This is a genomic window from Streptomyces tailanensis, from assembly GCF_008386495.1.
Classification (GTDB): domain Bacteria; phylum Actinomycetota; class Actinomycetes; order Streptomycetales; family Streptomycetaceae; genus Streptomyces; species Streptomyces tailanensis.
In genome coordinates this window covers 152,046-167,603 of the sequence record NZ_VTHJ01000001.1, presented here as the reverse complement: position 1 = coordinate 167,603, position 15,558 = coordinate 152,046, and the positions used below count along the sequence as shown (strand labels likewise).

Here is a 15,558-nt window from a genome sequence, read left to right as displayed (position 1 = left end):
GCAGCCGCCGACGGCGGTCAGCCCCCACGGGAAACCCGTACTTCTCCGCCAAGGAGTAACGGGCAGTGCACGGGTGGGAGACCCCAACGGCGAGCAACCCACCACTCACCGCAAGCTACGACACCGGGACCGGGCTCACGCGTACGTCTCCTCCCGCACCTGGTCGAGGGCCTTCTGCAGATCAGCGGGATAGTCGCTCGCGAACTCGACCCAGCTCCCGTCACCGGGGTGCTCGAATCCGAGCCGTACGGCGTGCAGCCACTGGCGGGTGAGACCGAGCCGCTTGGCGAGCGTCGGGTCGGCGCCGTACGTCAGGTCGCCCACGCACGGATGCCGGTGGGCGGACATGTGGACGCGGATCTGGTGGGTGCGCCCGGTCTCCAGCTTGACGTCGAGCAGCGACGCGGCCCGGAAGGCCTCGACCAGGTCGTAGTGCGTGACCGACGGCTTGCCCTCGGCGATGACGGCCCACTTGTAGTCGTGGTTCGGGTGCCGCCCGATGGGCGCGTCGATCGTGCCGCTGGTCGGGTCGGGGTGGCCCTGAACCAGCGTGTGGTACCGCTTGTCGACCGTCCGCTCCTTGAACTGCCGCTTCAGGAACGTGTACGCGTACTCCGACTTGGCGACCACCATCAGCCCGGACGTGCCCACGTCGAGCCGGTGCACGATGCCCTGCCGCTCCGCGGCACCCGACGTCGAGATCCGGTACCCGGCGGCGGCGAGCCCGCCGATGACGGTCGGCCCGGACCAGCCGGGGCTCGGGTGCGCGGCCACGCCGACCGGCTTGACGATCACGACCACGTCATCGTCGTCGTGCACGATCTCCATGCCCTCGACCGGCTCGGCGACGACCTGCACCGGCGCGGGCGCCTGCGGCATCTCGACCTCCAGCCAGGCCCCGCCGCGCACCCGCTCCGACTTGCCGACCACCGACCCGTCGACCGTGACCTTCCCCGAGGCTGCGAGCTCGGCCGCCTTGGTACGGGAGAAGCCGAACATGCGGGAGATGGCGGCGTCGACGCGCTCGCCCTCCAGGCCGTCGGGCACGGGCAGGGTACGGATCTCGGGAATCGTGCTCACCCGTCGAGTATGCCGGACCGCCCCGACACGCCCGACCAGGCCTGTGGAAAACCCCTCCGGCCCCGGTCCCCCCTTGTGCCCCCGGTCAGTCCTTGTGGACGGTTCCGTCCGGGTCGAGCCCCCGGAACGACAGCAGCACGATCAGGATGCCGCCGCACACGATCGCCGAGTCCGCGAGGTTGAACACGGCGAAGCCCTTGGGCGCGATGAAGTCGACGACCGCGCCCTCGAAGACGCCCGGCGAACGGAAGATCCGGTCGGTGAGGTTGCCCAGCGCACCGCCGAGCAGCAGTCCGAGCGCGATCGCCCAGGGCAGGCTGTAGAGCTTGCGGGCGAGCCGGGCGATCACCACGATCACGATCGTCGCGATCATTGTGAAGATGATCGTGAAGGCCTCGCCGAAGCCGAAGGCCGCGCCCGCGTTGCGGATCGCCTCGAACTTCAGCCACTCCCCGATGATCTCGATCGGCTCATGGTGCTCCAGCTTGGCGACCACGATCATCTTGCTGATCAGGTCGAGCGCGTACGCCAGGGCGGCGACCCCGAACAGCACGGCGATACGGCGCTTGCCGCGCGGCTGCGCGTCAGCGGTCGCCTCCGCCGCCTCGGCGCCGTTCCCGCCGTCGGACTGCTCCGGGTCCGTGCCCGCCGCCTCTGGGATGTCCGGCGTACCGATGATGCGCTCCGCCTCTGCCACGTGAGTCCCTCAACCTAGGTTCCTGACTGAGGACAAAGGTACGACACGCCCCCCGTGGCGCACGGCTGAGGCGACGATCACTGTCGGCGTTCCTGCTTCTGCTTGCACTCCACGCACAACGTGGCCCGCGGGAAGGCCTGCATCCGCGCCTTGCCGATCGGGTTGCCGCAGTTCTCGCAGAGCCCGTACGTGCCGGCCGCGAGCCGGTCCAGGGCGCGCTCGGTCTGGTCGAGCATCTCGCGCGCGTTGTGGGCGAGCGCCATCTCGTGCTCGCGCGTGATGTTCTTGGCCCCGGTGTCGGCCTGGTCGTCGCCGGCACCGTCCCCGGAGTCCCGCATCAGGCCCGTGAGCGACCGCTCGGATGCCTCCAGCTCCGCCCGGATCCGCATCGCCTCGGACTGCAACTCCGTACGCGCCTCGGCGACCTCCGCCGGGCTCCAGGGGTCCTCACCGGGGCGTACCGCGAGCTCGCCGGGCTTCACCGCGGCGGGCCGTGCCTTGGGGACGGCGGTGGGCTTCTTCGCCGCCGTAGCCGTACCAGGAGTGTTCTTCGCAACCACTGTCGTGGCTCCCGTCGTCTCGGCGGCCTCGGCCGCGCCCACCTTCTTGACCGTGCTCTTCTTGGTAGAGGTGCTCTTAGTGGTGCTCTTCTTGGACGTGCGCTTCGCAGGAGCGCCCTTTGCGGCGCTCCTGGCAGTGCTCTTCTTGACCGCACCCTTTGTGGCGGCGCTCTTCTTGGTGGTGGCCTTCTTGGCGACGCTCTTCGCGGCGGCGGCCCCCGTCTTCGAAGCACCCTTCTCCGTAGTAGCCGTTTTCCGCGCGGTCGTCTTCTTGGCGTCCGCCTCCACCTCTGAGTCCACGCGGACCTGCTTCTTACCGCCGGAGGCCACCGTGGATCTGCCGGACGCCGACTGCTGTACGGCGGTCTTCTTCGCCACCATGGCCGCGGCCCCTTCACATACTGTGATCTTGCTCGCGAATCGTGCTGGGACGATAAATCGACTTGAGTCCCGCAGCAACCGGGCACATCACCCATTCCGCCCGCCCCACAATCGTCGCGCGGCGAGCCTTCAAGCGTGATGCCCAGCTCCCCGCCGGGTATTCCGCCCCGCCACACGTCCCAGGATCCGGACGCCCCACCCGCTCCATTCGGGTCACCGCGCAGGTCACAGCCCCCCGGACCACAGGCCCGCCGGACGCCTCCGCCGCCCCCGTCCGTGGCGGCAGGAAAACCTGTCGGCCGCTGTCCGTGCGGCGCCGTACACTGGGCGGAGCGAAAAGCGTGGATGGGGACGAGTAGCGGCGTACGCAGCCCAGAGCGACCCGGGGACGGTGGAAGCCCGGGGGCGAGCGCGACGTGAAGATCACCCCGGAGCCGCCGGAAGAAAGCCGAAACCCATCGGGCTCGGCCGGTAGACCCGGCATCGCGACCTCAATGAGGGGGCTCACCGGTGCGTACGGCGCACAGGGGAGCCAAGGAGGGTGGTACCGCGGGAGCACGCCGCACACGGCGTTCGAAAGATCGAAGCTCTCGTCCCTCCGACGGAAGGCAGCAAGTCCGTTGGAGGAAGCCCGCTCATGACAGAGCCGACATACCGCCAGGTGCCCGCTCAGGTCGACCTGCCCGCGCTGGAGCACGCCGTGCTCGACTTCTGGCGCGAGCAGAAGATCTTCGCCAAGAGCCTGGAGCAGTCCGAGGGCCGCCCCGAGTGGGTGTTCTACGAGGGCCCGCCCACCGCCAACGGCATGCCGGGCGCCCACCACATCGAGGCCCGCGTCTTCAAGGACGTCTTCCCCCGCTTCCGCACGATGCGCGGCTACCACGTGGCCCGCAAGGCCGGCTGGGACTGCCACGGCCTCCCGGTGGAACTGGCGGTCGAGAAGGAGCTCGGCTTCAGCGGCAAGCAGGACATCGAGGCGTACGGCATCGCCGAGTTCAACGCCAAGTGCCGCGAGTCCGTGACCCGCCACACCGACGCCTTCGAAGCGCTGACGAGCCGCATGGGGTACTGGACCGACCTCCAGGACCCGTACCGCACCATGGACCCCGAGTACATCGAGTCCGTCTGGTGGTCGCTCAAGGAGATCTTCGACAAGGGCCTGCTGGTCCAGGACCACCGCGTCGCCCCCTGGTGCCCCCGCTGCGGCACCGGCCTGTCGGACCACGAGCTGGCACAGGGCTACGAGACGGTCGTCGACCCCTCGGTGTACGTCCGTTTCCCGCTCACCTCCGGTCCGCTCGCCGGCGAAGCCGCACTCCTGGTGTGGACGACGACGCCCTGGACCCTCGTCTCCAACACGGCTGTCGCCGCGCACCCCGAGGTCACCTACGTCGTCGCGACCGACGGCGAGGAGAAGCTCGTCGTCGCCGAGCCGCTCGTCGCCAAGGCCCTCGGCGAGGGCTGGGAGACCACCGGCCAGACCTTCACGGGCGCCGAGATGGAGCGCTGGACGTATCAACGTCCGTTCGAGCTGGTCGAGTTCCCCGAAGTGGCACATTTCGTCGTCAACGCCGAATACGTCACGACCGAGGACGGTACGGGTCTGGTCCACCAGTCCCCCGCCTTCGGTGAGGACGACCTCAAGGTCTGCCGCGCGTACGGCCTCCCGGTGGTCAACCCGGTCCGCCCGGATGGCACCTTCGAGGAGGACGTCCCGCTCGTCGGCGGCGTCTTCTTCAAGAAGGCGGACGAAAAGCTCACCGAGGACCTCCAGCAGCGCGGTCTGCTCTTCAGGCACATCCCGTACGAGCACAGCTACCCCCACTGCTGGCGCTGCCACACCGCGCTCCTCTACTACGCGCAGCCGTCCTGGTACATCCGCACCACGGCCATCAAGGACCGTCTCCTCCAGGAGAACGAGAAGACCAACTGGTTCCCGGACACGGTCAAGCACGGCCGGTACGGCGACTGGCTGAACAACAACATCGACTGGGCGCTGTCCCGCAACCGCTACTGGGGCACCCCCCTGCCGATCTGGCGCTGCGAGGACGACCACCTCACCTGTGTCGGCTCCCTCACCCAGCTGACCGAGCTGACCGGCACCGACCAGTCGGGCCTCGACCCGCACCGCCCGTACATCGACGAGGTCACCTTCGCGTGCCCCCAGGACGGCTGCGGCGCGACCGCGACCCGCGTCCCAGAGGTCATCGACGCCTGGTACGACTCGGGTTCGATGCCGTTCGCGCAGTGGGGCTACCCGTACAAGAACAAGGAGCTGTTCGAGGCCCGCTACCCGGCGCAGTTCATCTGCGAGGCCATCGACCAGACCCGCGGCTGGTTCTACACGCTGATGGCCGTCGGCACCCTGGTCTTCGACAAGTCCTCCTACGAGAACGTCGTCTGCCTCGGCCACATCCTCGCCGAGGACGGCCGCAAGATGTCCAAGCACCTGGGCAACACCCTGGAGCCGATCCCGCTGATGGACCGGCACGGCGCCGACGCGGTCCGCTGGTTCATGGCGGCCGGCGGCTCCCCGTGGGCGGCCCGCCGCGTGGGCCACGGCACGATCCAGGAGGTCGTCCGCAAGACGCTCCTCACGTACTGGAACACGGTCGCGTTCCAGGCCCTCTACGCCCGTACCTCGAACTGGGCGCCCAGCGCGGCCGACCCGGCCCCCGCCGACCGCCCGGTCCTCGACCGCTGGCTCCTGTCCGAACTCCACGCGCTCACCGACCAGGTGACGCAGGCGCTGGAGGCCTACGACACCCAGCGCGCCGGCAAGCTCCTCTCGGCGTTCGTCGACGACCTGTCCAACTGGTACGTACGCCGGTCGCGTCGCCGCTTCTGGCAGGGCGACAAGGCGGCGCTGCGCACGCTGCACGAGGTCGTCGAGACGGTCACCAAGCTGATGGCCCCGCTGACCCCGTTCATCACCGAGCGGGTCTGGCAGGACCTGATCGTGCCGGTGACCCCGGGCGCCCCGGAGTCGGTGCACCTGGCGTCCTGGCCGGAGGCCGACCTCTCCGCCATCGACCCCGAGCTGTCGAGGCAAATGGTCCTGGTCCGCCGCCTGGTCGAGCTGGGCCGGGCCACGCGCGCGGAGTCGGGCGTCAAGACCCGCCAGCCGCTGTCCCGCGCCCTGGTGGCCGCGACCGGCTTCGAGTCCCTGGACCCCGAGCTGCACACCCAGATCACGGAAGAGCTGAACGTGAGTTCGCTGGCGTCCCTGAGCGAGGTCGGCGGCTCCCTGGTGGACACCACCGCCAAGGCCAACTTCCGCGCCCTGGGCAAGCGTTTCGGCAAGCGCGTCCAGGACGTGGCCAAGGCCGTAGCGGGCGCCGACGCGGCCGCCCTCTCCCTCGCCCTCCGCCAGGGCACGGCATCGGTCGAGGTCGACGGCGAGACGATCACTCTCGCCCCGGACGAGGTGATCATCACGGAGACCCCGCGCGAGGGTTGGTCGGTGGCATCCGACTCCGGCGCGACGGTCGCCCTGGACCTGGAGATCACGGAGGAGCTGCGTAGGGCGGGCCTGGCCCGAGACGCGATCCGCCTCATCCAGGAGGCCCGCAAGAACAGCGGCCTGGACGTGGCCGACCGTATCGCCCTCCGCTGGACGGCGATGGACCCGGCGGTGGCAGTGGCCGTGACCGAGCACGCGCCCCTGATCGCGGACGAGGTCCTGGCCACGGACTTCGCCGAAGGCGAGGCCGACGACACCTACGGCACACCATTCACGGACGAGCCCCTCAGCCTGACGTTCCGCCTCCGCAAGGCGTAACTCCTCACAACGACTGCCCGCAGCCTCATACGCAGCTCATGCGTAGCTGCGGGCAATCGTGCCGCTGGGGCGATGGGGGCACCTCCCGCTCGAGCGAAGCCGAGAGTGGGGGAGGGTGGGGGAGGGTGGGCGCAGCGGCACCTCGTAGCGCCGAGTCGCGCAGCGCACCCCCGCCCAGCCCCAACCACCGGGCAACCAACAAAGGCCTGGGGCACCGAAAAAAATCCGGCGCCCCAGGCCTTCGGCGTTGCATACACCGCACACCCGCACCCACCCCCGAACACGCGCAGCAAAAGGGCGGGGCCCCGGATCGAAATCCGGGGCCCCGCCCTGAACGCTGCCGACGCCTACGGCGTACCAGTATGTGTCAGTTGTCGTCCTCGTCGATCAGGAACCCACGCATCGGCGAGGGCGCCTGCCCCATCGGCGACGGCCCCTGCGGCCGGACCGGAGCCATCGGCTGGGTCATGGCCGGGGACATCTGCTGCTGACCGCCGTAGGAGGGCGCGGCCGGCGCCGGAGCACCACCCATGCCTCCACCCATGCCCTGGTTGCCGCCACCGTAGGACGGGGCACTCGCACCGGCCGGAGCCATGGAGGGCGCCGGGGACGGCGGCAGCGACGCGGTCGCCGGGGTGCGCGGCGGGGCGAGCGAGTCGTCCGCCTGGGTCTCCAGCTGACGCAGCTGGCTCTCCAGGTAGGACTTCAGCCGCGTACGGTACTCGCGCTCGAAGCCGCGCAGGTCCTCGACCTTGCGCTCCAGCGTGGCGCGAGCGGACTCCAGGGAGCCCATCGCGACGCGGTGCTTCTCCTGCGCGTCCCGCTCCAGGGCGTCGGCCTTGGCACGGGCGTCGCGCTCCAGACCCTCGGCGCGGCTACGGGCCTCACCGACGATCTTGTTGGCCTCGGAACGGGCCTCGGCGATCGCCTGGTCGGCGGTCTGCTGGGCCAGCGAGAGCACACGCGCGGCGCTGTCGCCGCCGGGACCCTGACCGGGGCCGCCCATCGGACCACCCATGGGGCCGCCCATCGGGCCACCCATCTGCTGCTGCATGGGAGGCTGGCCGCCCATGGGACCCTGGCCCATCTGGCCCTGGCCCATCTGCGGCTGCATCTGGCCCTGGCCCATGGGGCCCTGGCCCATCGGCCCCTGACCCATCGGGCCGGGACCCTGCTGTCCGCCCTGGCCACCGGGGCCGGCGGGCAGCTGCGGCGCACCGCTCGGCAGCTGGGGCGGGCCACCCATGGGGCCCCCCATCTGCTGCGGCGGGCCCGATATGCCGGCGGGTACCGGAGCGCCGGGACCTCGCATGCCCTGCTGCGGCATGCCGCCCTGCTGCATCCCGCCCTGCTGCATCCCGCCCTGCTGCATCCCGCCCTGCTGCGGCATGCCACCTTGCTGCATGCCGCCCTGCTGCTGGTCCTGCGGCTCCGGGGGCTTGCGCATGTTCTGCTGGTTCTGGGCAGCAGCACGCGTGGCCGCGGCCAGTTTGGCGCGCAGGTCCTCGTTCTCGCGGAGCAGGCGCGTCAGTTCGGCTTCGACCTCATCGAGGAAGGCATCGACCTCGTCCTCGTCATAGCCTTCTCGGAGGCGGACGGTCGTGAACTGCTTGTTCCGCACATCCTCGGGGGTCAACGGCATCTCTTCACCTCAACGTAGTCGTCGGCATTCGGCAAGACGGTAGTCACATCGCTCATCACAGCCGACCAACGATCGCGATCAGGATGTAGACGATGATCATCAGTACGAAGAAGGACAGGTCGAGCGCCACGCCCCCGAGACGCAGCGGCGGAATGAACCGCCGCAGAAGCTTGAGCGGTGGATCAGTGACAGTGTAGGTGGCCTCAAGAACGACCACCATCGCCTTGCCGGGTTGCCATGAGCGGGCGAACTGGAAGACGTAGTCCATGACCAACCGGAAGATGAGCACGATGAGGAAACACATCAGCGCGATGTAGATGACATCCAGAACCACGCTCATGACCTGTGCTTCCCTCTCCCCTGTTTCCCATTCGTGCTGTTCGTTCCGGTGGTGCGTCTCAGCTCTGGTTGAAGAACCCGCCCTCTGCGATGCGGGCCTTGTCCTCCGCCGTGACATCGACGTTAGCAGGCGACAACAGGAACACCTTCTGCGTCACCCGCTCGATGCTGCCGTGAAGACCAAACACCAAACCGGCGGCAAAGTCGACAAGTCGCTTCGCATCTGTGTCGTCCATCTCAGTCAGATTCATGATCACCGGGGTGCCCTCACGGAAGTGTTCCCCGATGGTACGGGCCTCGTTGTAGGTCCGCGGGTGCAACGTGGTGATCCGGTAAGGCTCTCGCTCAGACACAACCTTGGGCATGATCACCGGCGCGTTCTTCTCCAGACTCGAACGTTCTTGTGTGATGGACGCCACGGGCGCGATCCGGGCGGGTCGCACCGATTCCGCGGGGAGCGAAGTGGAATGCGACACGGGTTCGCGCTGCACCGGGGGCTGCACCACTCGCACCGATTCATCCCTTTGGGACTGATGTGACTGGTGCGCCTGATGCACCGGCTCGTGGCGCCGGTGGTCCCGCTCGGGCTCCGGGTCGAGCTCGGGCTCGAAGTCGTCATCGGGGTCGAATCCCCTGCCGTCGTACCCATCGTCCTCCACGAGGCCGAGGTAGACCGCCATCTTGCGCATCGCGCCGGCCATGCTCTGAGTCCTCCGCTCTGTGGTGGATCCACTGACGACTTCCCAAGTGCCCGCGATCCACGAGGTCGTTGCGCCCGCCCTTCGACGGAATGACCATATTTTCTGCTGTGGTCCGACTTCTTGGCGACGTTACCCGAGCCTGGGACGGACTCCGAGTACCGCAGTGCCGACGCGTACATGTGTCGCCCCGACTGCCACGGCCTCCTCGAGGTCCGCACTCATCCCTGCCGAGACCATGTTCGCAGCCGGATGGGCTCGGCGCAGGTGGGTGGACAAATCCATCAGCCGCTCGAACGCCGCCCGTCGGCGTCCCGCGTACGGCCCGGCCAGCGGCGCTACGGTCATCAGACCATCGAGCCGGAGCCCCGGGGAGTCCGCCACGAGGTCGGCCAACTCTTCGATTCCACCCGGTCCGACGCCTCCGCGCTCCTCCCGCGCGCCCTCCTCGGCGTCGAGTGCGACCTGGATGAGGCATCCCACCTCGCGTCCGACCCGGGCCGCTTCCTTCGACAGAGCCGTGACGAGCCTGGAACGATCGACGGACTGTACGACATCCGCGTAACGCACCACAGAACGGACCTTGTTGGTCTGCAACTGCCCCACGAAGTGCCACACAAGGGGCAGATCCGAGCACTCCGCCGCTTTGGGGGCGGCGTCCTGGTCCTTGTTCTCGGCGACATGACGTACACCGAGTTCCGACAGGATCCGCACATCGCTCGCGGGATAGGTCTTGGTGACCACGATCAGGGTCACCTCGTCGCGCCCCCGCCCCGCGGCCGCGCACGCCGCCGCGATGCGGTCCTCCACCTTCGCCAGGTTCGCGGCGAGTTGCGTCTTACGGTCCGTCATGTCCCTCAGCCCAGCCAGACAAATCCCGCGAGTCGCCCTGTGGTGCGGTCGCGGCGGTACGAGAAGTGGTCGCACGACTCCAGCGTGCACACCGGCGACTGCTCCCGGTCGTGCACGCCGAGGCGCTCCAGTTGTGCGTGCACTCCGGCGCATACATCGACGGAGGGCGTGCCCCAACTGGTCTCGGCGTACGCCGTCGGCTCGACGGCGGCCACGTCGGCGCGCATCGCTTCGGGCACCTCGTAGCAACGGCCGCAGACGGTGGGTCCGGTGCGGGCGACGATCCGAACGGGGTCGGCGCCGAGTTCGACCATGGTTCGTACGGCGGCGGGGACGACTCCGGCGACCATCCCGGGCCGGCCCGCGTGGGCGGCGGCCGCGACCCCGGCGACGGGGTCGGCCAGCAGGACGGGCACACAGTCGGCGGTGAGAACGGCGAGCCCGAGACCCCGCCGGGTGGTGACGATCGCGTCGACGGACGGGATATCGGCCGAGCCCGACGGCCCGTCGGTCACCACCACGTCCGCGCCGTGCACCTGATGCATGAAGACGACCCGGTCCGGCTCCAGGCCCAGCGACTTGGCGGCCAGCTCCCGGTTCGTCGTCACGGCGTCGGCATCGTCCCCGACCGCCGCGCCGAGATTGAGCTCCTCATACGGAGCGGCGCTCACCCCGCCCCACCGGTCGGTGAAGGCGAAGTGCGCGCCGCTCACGCTCTCGCGCTGTCCTATCACTTGAGGAAGTCCGGCACGTCCAGCTCCTCCGCCGCGCTGTCCGTGTAGGACCGGGACGGCGGGACGGGCGGGGAGACCGGAACCTCGCTCACCGGCTCCGGGGCGGGCGCCGGCTCCTCCTTCGGCTTGACGCTGCCGAGCGAGCCGAAGGACGGGCGGCTTTCGGCGGGCCGTACCGGCGCGGGCTCCTCGCGCTTGGCCCCTGCCGAGCCGAGGATGTTGTCCCGCTTGGCCGGGGGCTGGCCGCCGTCGAAGCCGGCCGCGATGACCGTGACCCGGACCTCGTCGCCGAGGGCGTCGTCGATGACGGCGCCGAAGATGATGTTGGCCTCGGGGTGCGCGGCCTCGCTGACCAGCTGGGCGGCCTCGTTGATCTCGAACAGACCGAGGTCGGAGCCGCCGGAGATGGAGAGCAGCACGCCGCGGGCGCCGTCGATGGACGCCTCCAGGAGCGGCGAGGAGATCGCCATCTCGGCGGCGGCCACCGCACGGTCGTCACCACGGGCCGAGCCGATGCCCATGAGGGCCGAACCGGCCTCGGACATCACGGACTTGACGTCGGCGAAGTCGAGGTTGATCAGACCGGGCGTGGTGATCAGGTCGGTGATGCCCTGGACACCGGAGAGCAGGACCTGGTCGGCGGACTTGAAGGCGTCGAGGACCGAGACCTGGCGGTCCGAGATGGACAGCAGCCGGTCGTTCGGGATGACGATGAGGGTGTCGACCTCTTCGCGGAGCTCGGCGATGCCGTCCTCGGCCTGGTTGGCGCGGCGCCGTCCCTCGAAGGTGAACGGGCGGGTGACCACGCCGATGGTGAGGGCGCCCAGCGAGCGGGCGATGTTGGCCACGACGGGCGCGCCGCCGGTGCCGGTGCCGCCGCCTTCACCGGCCGTCACGAAGACCATGTCGGCCCCCTTGAGGACCTCCTCGATCTCCTCGCGGTGGTCCTCGGCGGCTTTGCGGCCGACCGCCGGATTGGCGCCGGCGCCGAGTCCGCGGGTGAGTTCGCGGCCGACGTCGAGCTTGACGTCGGCGTCGCTCATCAACAGCGCCTGTGCGTCGGTGTTGATGGCGATGAACTCGACGCCCTTGAGACCGACCTCGATCATCCGGTTGATGGCATTGACACCACCGCCGCCGACACCGATGACTTTGATGACTGCGAGGTAGTTCTGCGGTGCTGCCACGTCGAAGGCCTCTCGCCTCGAGTTACGTGTCGCCGCCTCGCGAGGGACCCGCGATCCGACGACTGATGCCGAAGTGGGACGGTCCGAACGCCGACCCGAACCCTAACGCTGAAGTTTAGGGTTACCAGTGTGACTGTTCCTTGGACTCTTCCGAACAGGACACTAAGTCGACAAGTGGCGCACGTTCAACGAACACGCCGAACCTCCCGTTTTTCTTTTCACCCTATGTGATCAGCCATAGCGCTGCCCAACCAGGGTGCTGGCCTGCGCGGATGTGCGTCAACTCCCTGATGACGCGGGCGCGATGGGAACGCTGACGTCGAAGTGGCCCGCGTCGGGGGCGGCTTTCATCAGGGCGGTGAGTGCGCGGGCCTTCGCGCGACCCTTCTCCGCGCTCCCCCACGCGACAGCGCGACCCCCGGTCAACTCCAGCGAGATGGAGTCGTACGAACGGACCTTGACGACCAGGGTGTCGCGCGCGACCGCGGCCGGAATGGCACCGGCGACACGCACTGCCTCCCGTACGAGCCGGCTCTCGCCGAATCGCCGCAGACTGGCGGCGGACGAACCCGACCGGGCCGGCGTCAATCTCAGGAGGGGAACGCCCTTCGGGGCGCGCGAAACCGTGGCGAACCGCATGCCCTTCGCGTCCACTTCGACGTACTTGCCCGAATTCTTCGCGTCTTCGACAATCAGAACCGGAGTGCGCTCACTCACTTTCAGTCCGATTCCATGAGGCCAGGAACGGGTGACCTCAACCGAGTCAATTCGGGGCAATCTCTTGAGCAGTCGCGACTCGATGCCGCCGAGGTCGACGGAAATCAGCGGCTCGCCGAGCGGCACCTCGGCCGCCTCGCGCACCTGAGCCTCGGTCAGCACCCGCGTCCCGGACACGGAGACCCGCTCGGCCCGCAGCCACGCCGAGCCGTACAGGGCCCACGCCACGGCCCCGGCGAGCAGCACCAGGGCCACGGCGAGGGCGATCAGCGCACGAGGGCCGGGAAGCCGCCTCCAGCGGAGCGGGCCGGAATCCAGATCCTCGTCTGCACCGCGTTCGGCGGTGGTCGGTCCGGCCACGCTCCCCAGCCTCCGTGTTGTGCCTTGGGCCGCTGCCCTAGCGGCGCGACGCGATCGCCTCGTACACCATCCCGACGAGCAGGTCGTCGGCGTCCCGGCGACCGAACTCGCCGGCGGCGCGGGACATCTCGTACAGCCGGTGCGGGTCGGCGAGGACGGGCAGGACGTTCTGCTGCACCCACTGGGGGGTCAGTTCCGCGTCGTCGACCAGCAGTCCGCCGCCGGCCTTGACCACCGGCTGGGCGTTGAGCCGCTGCTCGCCGTTGCCGATGGGCAGCGGGACGTAGGCGGCGGGAAGCCCGACGGCGGAGAGTTCGGCGACGGTCATCGCGCCCGCGCGGCAGAGCATCATGTCGGCCGCGGCGTACGCGAGGTCCATCCGGTCCACGTACGGTACCGGGATGTATGGGGGCATTCCCGGCATCTGGTGTACCTGCGGCAGTTCGTTCTTCGGGCCGACCGCGTGCAGGATCTGGATCCCGGCCTGCTGGAGGTAGGGCGCGACCTGCTGGACGACCTCATTGAGGCGGCGGGCGCCCTGCGAGCCGCCGGAGACCAGCAGGGTCGGCAGGTTCGGGTCGAGGCCGAACATCGCGCGGGCCTCGGGGCGGGCGGCGGCCCGGTCGAGGGTGGCGATGGCGCGGCGCAGCGGGATGCCGATGTAGCGGGCGTCGCGGAGCTTGCTGTCCGGGGTGGAGACGGCGACCTTGGCGGCGTACCGGGAGCCGATCTTGTTGGCGAGGCCCGGGCGGGCATTGGCCTCGTGGACGATGATCGGCACGCCGAGGCGCTTGGCGGCGAGGTAGCCGGGCAGGGCGACGTAGCCGCCGAAGCCGACGACGGCGTCCGCCTTGGTGCGCTCCAGGATCTGCTCGGTCGCCTTGATCGTGCCGCGCAGCCGGCCGGGCACGGTGATCAGCTCGGGGGTGGGCTTGCGTGGCAGGGGTACGGCGGGAATCAGCGCGAGTTCGTAGCCGCGCTCGGGGACGAGGCGGGTCTCCAAGCCGCGTTCCGTGCCCAGGGCCGTGATGCCCACGGTCGGATCCTGCCTGCGCAGCGCGTCCGCGAGGGCGAGCGCGGGCTCGATGTGACCGGCGGTTCCGCCACCGGCGAGGACGACATGCACCGAAATTCACCGCTCTCCGGACGTACGTGCCACCGAGGCACGCCGTCGCATCGTGTTCCATCTCCCGGGCCGCCCCGAAGGGCCGCCGCCCCGCTTTCTACCAAAGCGGGGTTGCCGCATCGCAAGCGCCGCCCGCGCAGCGGGCTCGTCGCGTGCGAAGGCGATCAGCAACCCGATGGCGAACATGGTCGGCAGCAGGGCGGAACCTCCGTAGGAGAACAGCGGGAGCGGGACTCCGGCGATCGGCAGCAGGCCGAGCACCGCACCGATGTTGATCACCGCCTGCGCGGTGATCCAGGTGGTCACGCCTCCCGCGGCATACCTCACGAAGGGGTCCTCCGTGCGTCCGGCCACGCGGATACCCGCATAGCCTAGAGCCGCGAAGAGGGCGAGCACCGACAGCGTCCCCGCGAGGCCCAGTTCCTCACCGGTGACGGCGAAGATGAAGTCGGTGTGCGCTTCCGGGAGTTGGCCCCATTTTTCCACACTGGCACCGAGTCCGGAGCCGAAGATTCCGCCCGAGGCGAGGGCGTAGATGCCGTGCACGGCCTGCCAGCAGTCGATGCCGCCCGAGCGGGGTTCCGTGGCGCCGATGCAGGCCAGGCGGGCCATACGGTTCTCGCTGGTCCGGATGAGGACGAAGCCGATGAGCCCCGCGATGGACAGCACGCCCACGAACATGCGCGTCGGCGCCCCGGCCAGCCACAGCAGGCCGAACAGGATCGCCGTGAGAATGATCGCGGTGCCCATGTCGCCGCCGAGCATGATCAGCCCGAGGAGCATGAACGCCACCGGGACGAGCGGCACCAGCATGTGCTTCCACTGGGTCAGCAGCCGCTTGTCCTCCTTGCGGGCCAGCAGGTCGGCACCCCACAGCACGAGCGCCAGCTTGCCGAACTCGCTGGGCTGGATCTGGAACGAGCCGCCGATGGCGATCCAGTTCTGGTTGCCGTTGATCGACTGCCCTATCCCCGGCACCTGCACCAGGGCCATCAGGAAGACACAGCCGGCCAGGATCGGATACGCCAGCGCCCGGTGCAGCTTCACCGGCATCCGCGAGGCCAGGAGCAGCAGCACGGTGCCGATCGCGGCCGCGAGGAACTGCTTGCGGAAGAAGAAGGTCCCCGGCAGCGACTTCTGGAGGGCCGTGATCTGCGAGGCCGAGTACACCATCACCAGCCCCAGCACGGTGATCAGCAGACTGCCGCCGAGGATCAGGTAGTACGCGGTCAGTGGCCGGTCCCAGGCCTTGCGCGCACGCGTGTGCAACCGCCGCACGGGGTTCTCCCGCGGCGGCCTGGGAAGGGGCGGCCGTCTGGTGAGGCGCTGGACGGGGGGACGGCCGGTACGGCTATTGGACATCGCGGGAGCCCTCCAGCGGACTGTGGGCGCAGGCCCCCCGCG

13 protein-coding genes are annotated in these 15,558 nt (G+C 69.4%); 1 reads left to right on the top strand and 12 read right to left on the bottom strand.

Annotated features, from left to right (window positions below):
• Positions 1–135 precede the first annotated feature (135 nt).
• The 3 genes from F3T56_RS00745 to F3T56_RS00735 all read right to left on the bottom strand — a co-directional run bounded on the left by F3T56_RS00745 (position 136) and on the right by F3T56_RS00735 (position 2,718).
• A complete protein-coding gene (locus tag F3T56_RS00745; protein ID WP_149822662.1) occupies positions 136–1,080 on the bottom strand; it encodes an RluA family pseudouridine synthase in 945 nt (314 codons plus the stop codon).
• An 85-nt stretch (positions 1,081–1,165) separates the two neighbouring features.
• Positions 1,166–1,777, bottom strand: coding sequence for a signal peptidase II (lspA, locus tag F3T56_RS00740; protein ID WP_149822661.1), 612 nt, complete (start codon positions 1,775–1,777; stop codon positions 1,166–1,168).
• A 77-nt stretch (positions 1,778–1,854) separates the two neighbouring features.
• Entirely contained in the window at positions 1,855–2,718 is an 864-nt protein-coding gene (locus F3T56_RS00735) for a TraR/DksA family transcriptional regulator (RefSeq protein WP_149822660.1), read from the bottom strand.
• Positions 2,719–3,355: 637 nt separating this feature from the next.
• On the opposite strand from F3T56_RS00735, the gene ileS reads away from it, so the two are divergent.
• Complete coding sequence (gene ileS, locus F3T56_RS00725; protein WP_149822659.1) at positions 3,356–6,499, top strand: isoleucine--tRNA ligase; 3,144 nt, start codon at positions 3,356–3,358, stop codon at positions 6,497–6,499.
• Positions 6,500–6,866: 367 nt separating this feature from the next.
• Here the strand turns inward: ileS and F3T56_RS00720 are convergent, their stop codons facing one another.
• The 9 genes from F3T56_RS00720 to ftsW all read right to left on the bottom strand — a co-directional run bounded on the left by F3T56_RS00720 (position 6,867) and on the right by ftsW (position 15,516).
• The gene (locus tag F3T56_RS00720) at positions 6,867–8,141 is read right to left on the bottom strand and encodes a DivIVA domain-containing protein (protein ID WP_149822658.1); all 1,275 of its coding nucleotides are present in this window, start codon (positions 8,139–8,141) and stop codon (positions 6,867–6,869) included.
• Positions 8,142–8,196: 55 nt separating this feature from the next.
• Positions 8,197–8,481 (bottom strand): YggT family protein, encoded by a 285-nt coding sequence (locus F3T56_RS00715; protein WP_149822657.1) that lies wholly within the window; start codon positions 8,479–8,481, stop codon positions 8,197–8,199.
• A gap of 58 nt (positions 8,482–8,539) precedes the next feature.
• Complete coding sequence (locus F3T56_RS00710) at positions 8,540–9,181, bottom strand: cell division protein SepF (RefSeq protein WP_149822656.1); 642 nt, start codon at positions 9,179–9,181, stop codon at positions 8,540–8,542.
• A 129-nt stretch (positions 9,182–9,310) separates the two neighbouring features.
• Positions 9,311–10,030 carry a YggS family pyridoxal phosphate-dependent enzyme gene (locus F3T56_RS00705; RefSeq protein WP_149822655.1) on the bottom strand — a complete coding sequence of 240 codons (720 nt, stop codon included), beginning with the start codon at positions 10,028–10,030 and terminating at the stop codon, positions 9,311–9,313.
• A 5-nt stretch (positions 10,031–10,035) separates the two neighbouring features.
• Positions 10,036–10,764, bottom strand: a complete 729-nt coding sequence (gene pgeF / locus F3T56_RS00700) for a peptidoglycan editing factor PgeF (protein ID WP_149822654.1) — start codon at positions 10,762–10,764, stop codon at positions 10,036–10,038.
• On the bottom strand, positions 10,761–11,951 hold the full coding sequence (gene ftsZ / locus F3T56_RS00695) for a cell division protein FtsZ (RefSeq protein ID WP_149822653.1): 1,191 nt from the start codon (positions 11,949–11,951) through the stop codon (positions 10,761–10,763). The genes pgeF and ftsZ overlap by 4 nt, the downstream gene beginning before the upstream one ends.
• 279 nt (positions 11,952–12,230) lie before the next feature.
• Positions 12,231–13,028, bottom strand: coding sequence for a cell division protein FtsQ/DivIB (locus tag F3T56_RS00690; protein WP_149822652.1), 798 nt, complete (start codon positions 13,026–13,028; stop codon positions 12,231–12,233).
• Between the two features lie 37 nt (positions 13,029–13,065).
• Positions 13,066–14,154, bottom strand: a complete 1,089-nt coding sequence (gene murG, locus F3T56_RS00685; protein ID WP_149822651.1) for an undecaprenyldiphospho-muramoylpentapeptide beta-N-acetylglucosaminyltransferase — start codon at positions 14,152–14,154, stop codon at positions 13,066–13,068.
• 6 nt (positions 14,155–14,160) lie between these two features.
• Positions 14,161–15,516, bottom strand: coding sequence for a putative lipid II flippase FtsW (gene ftsW, locus F3T56_RS00680; RefSeq protein WP_149822650.1), 1,356 nt, complete (start codon positions 15,514–15,516; stop codon positions 14,161–14,163).
• Positions 15,517–15,558 lie beyond the last annotated feature (42 nt).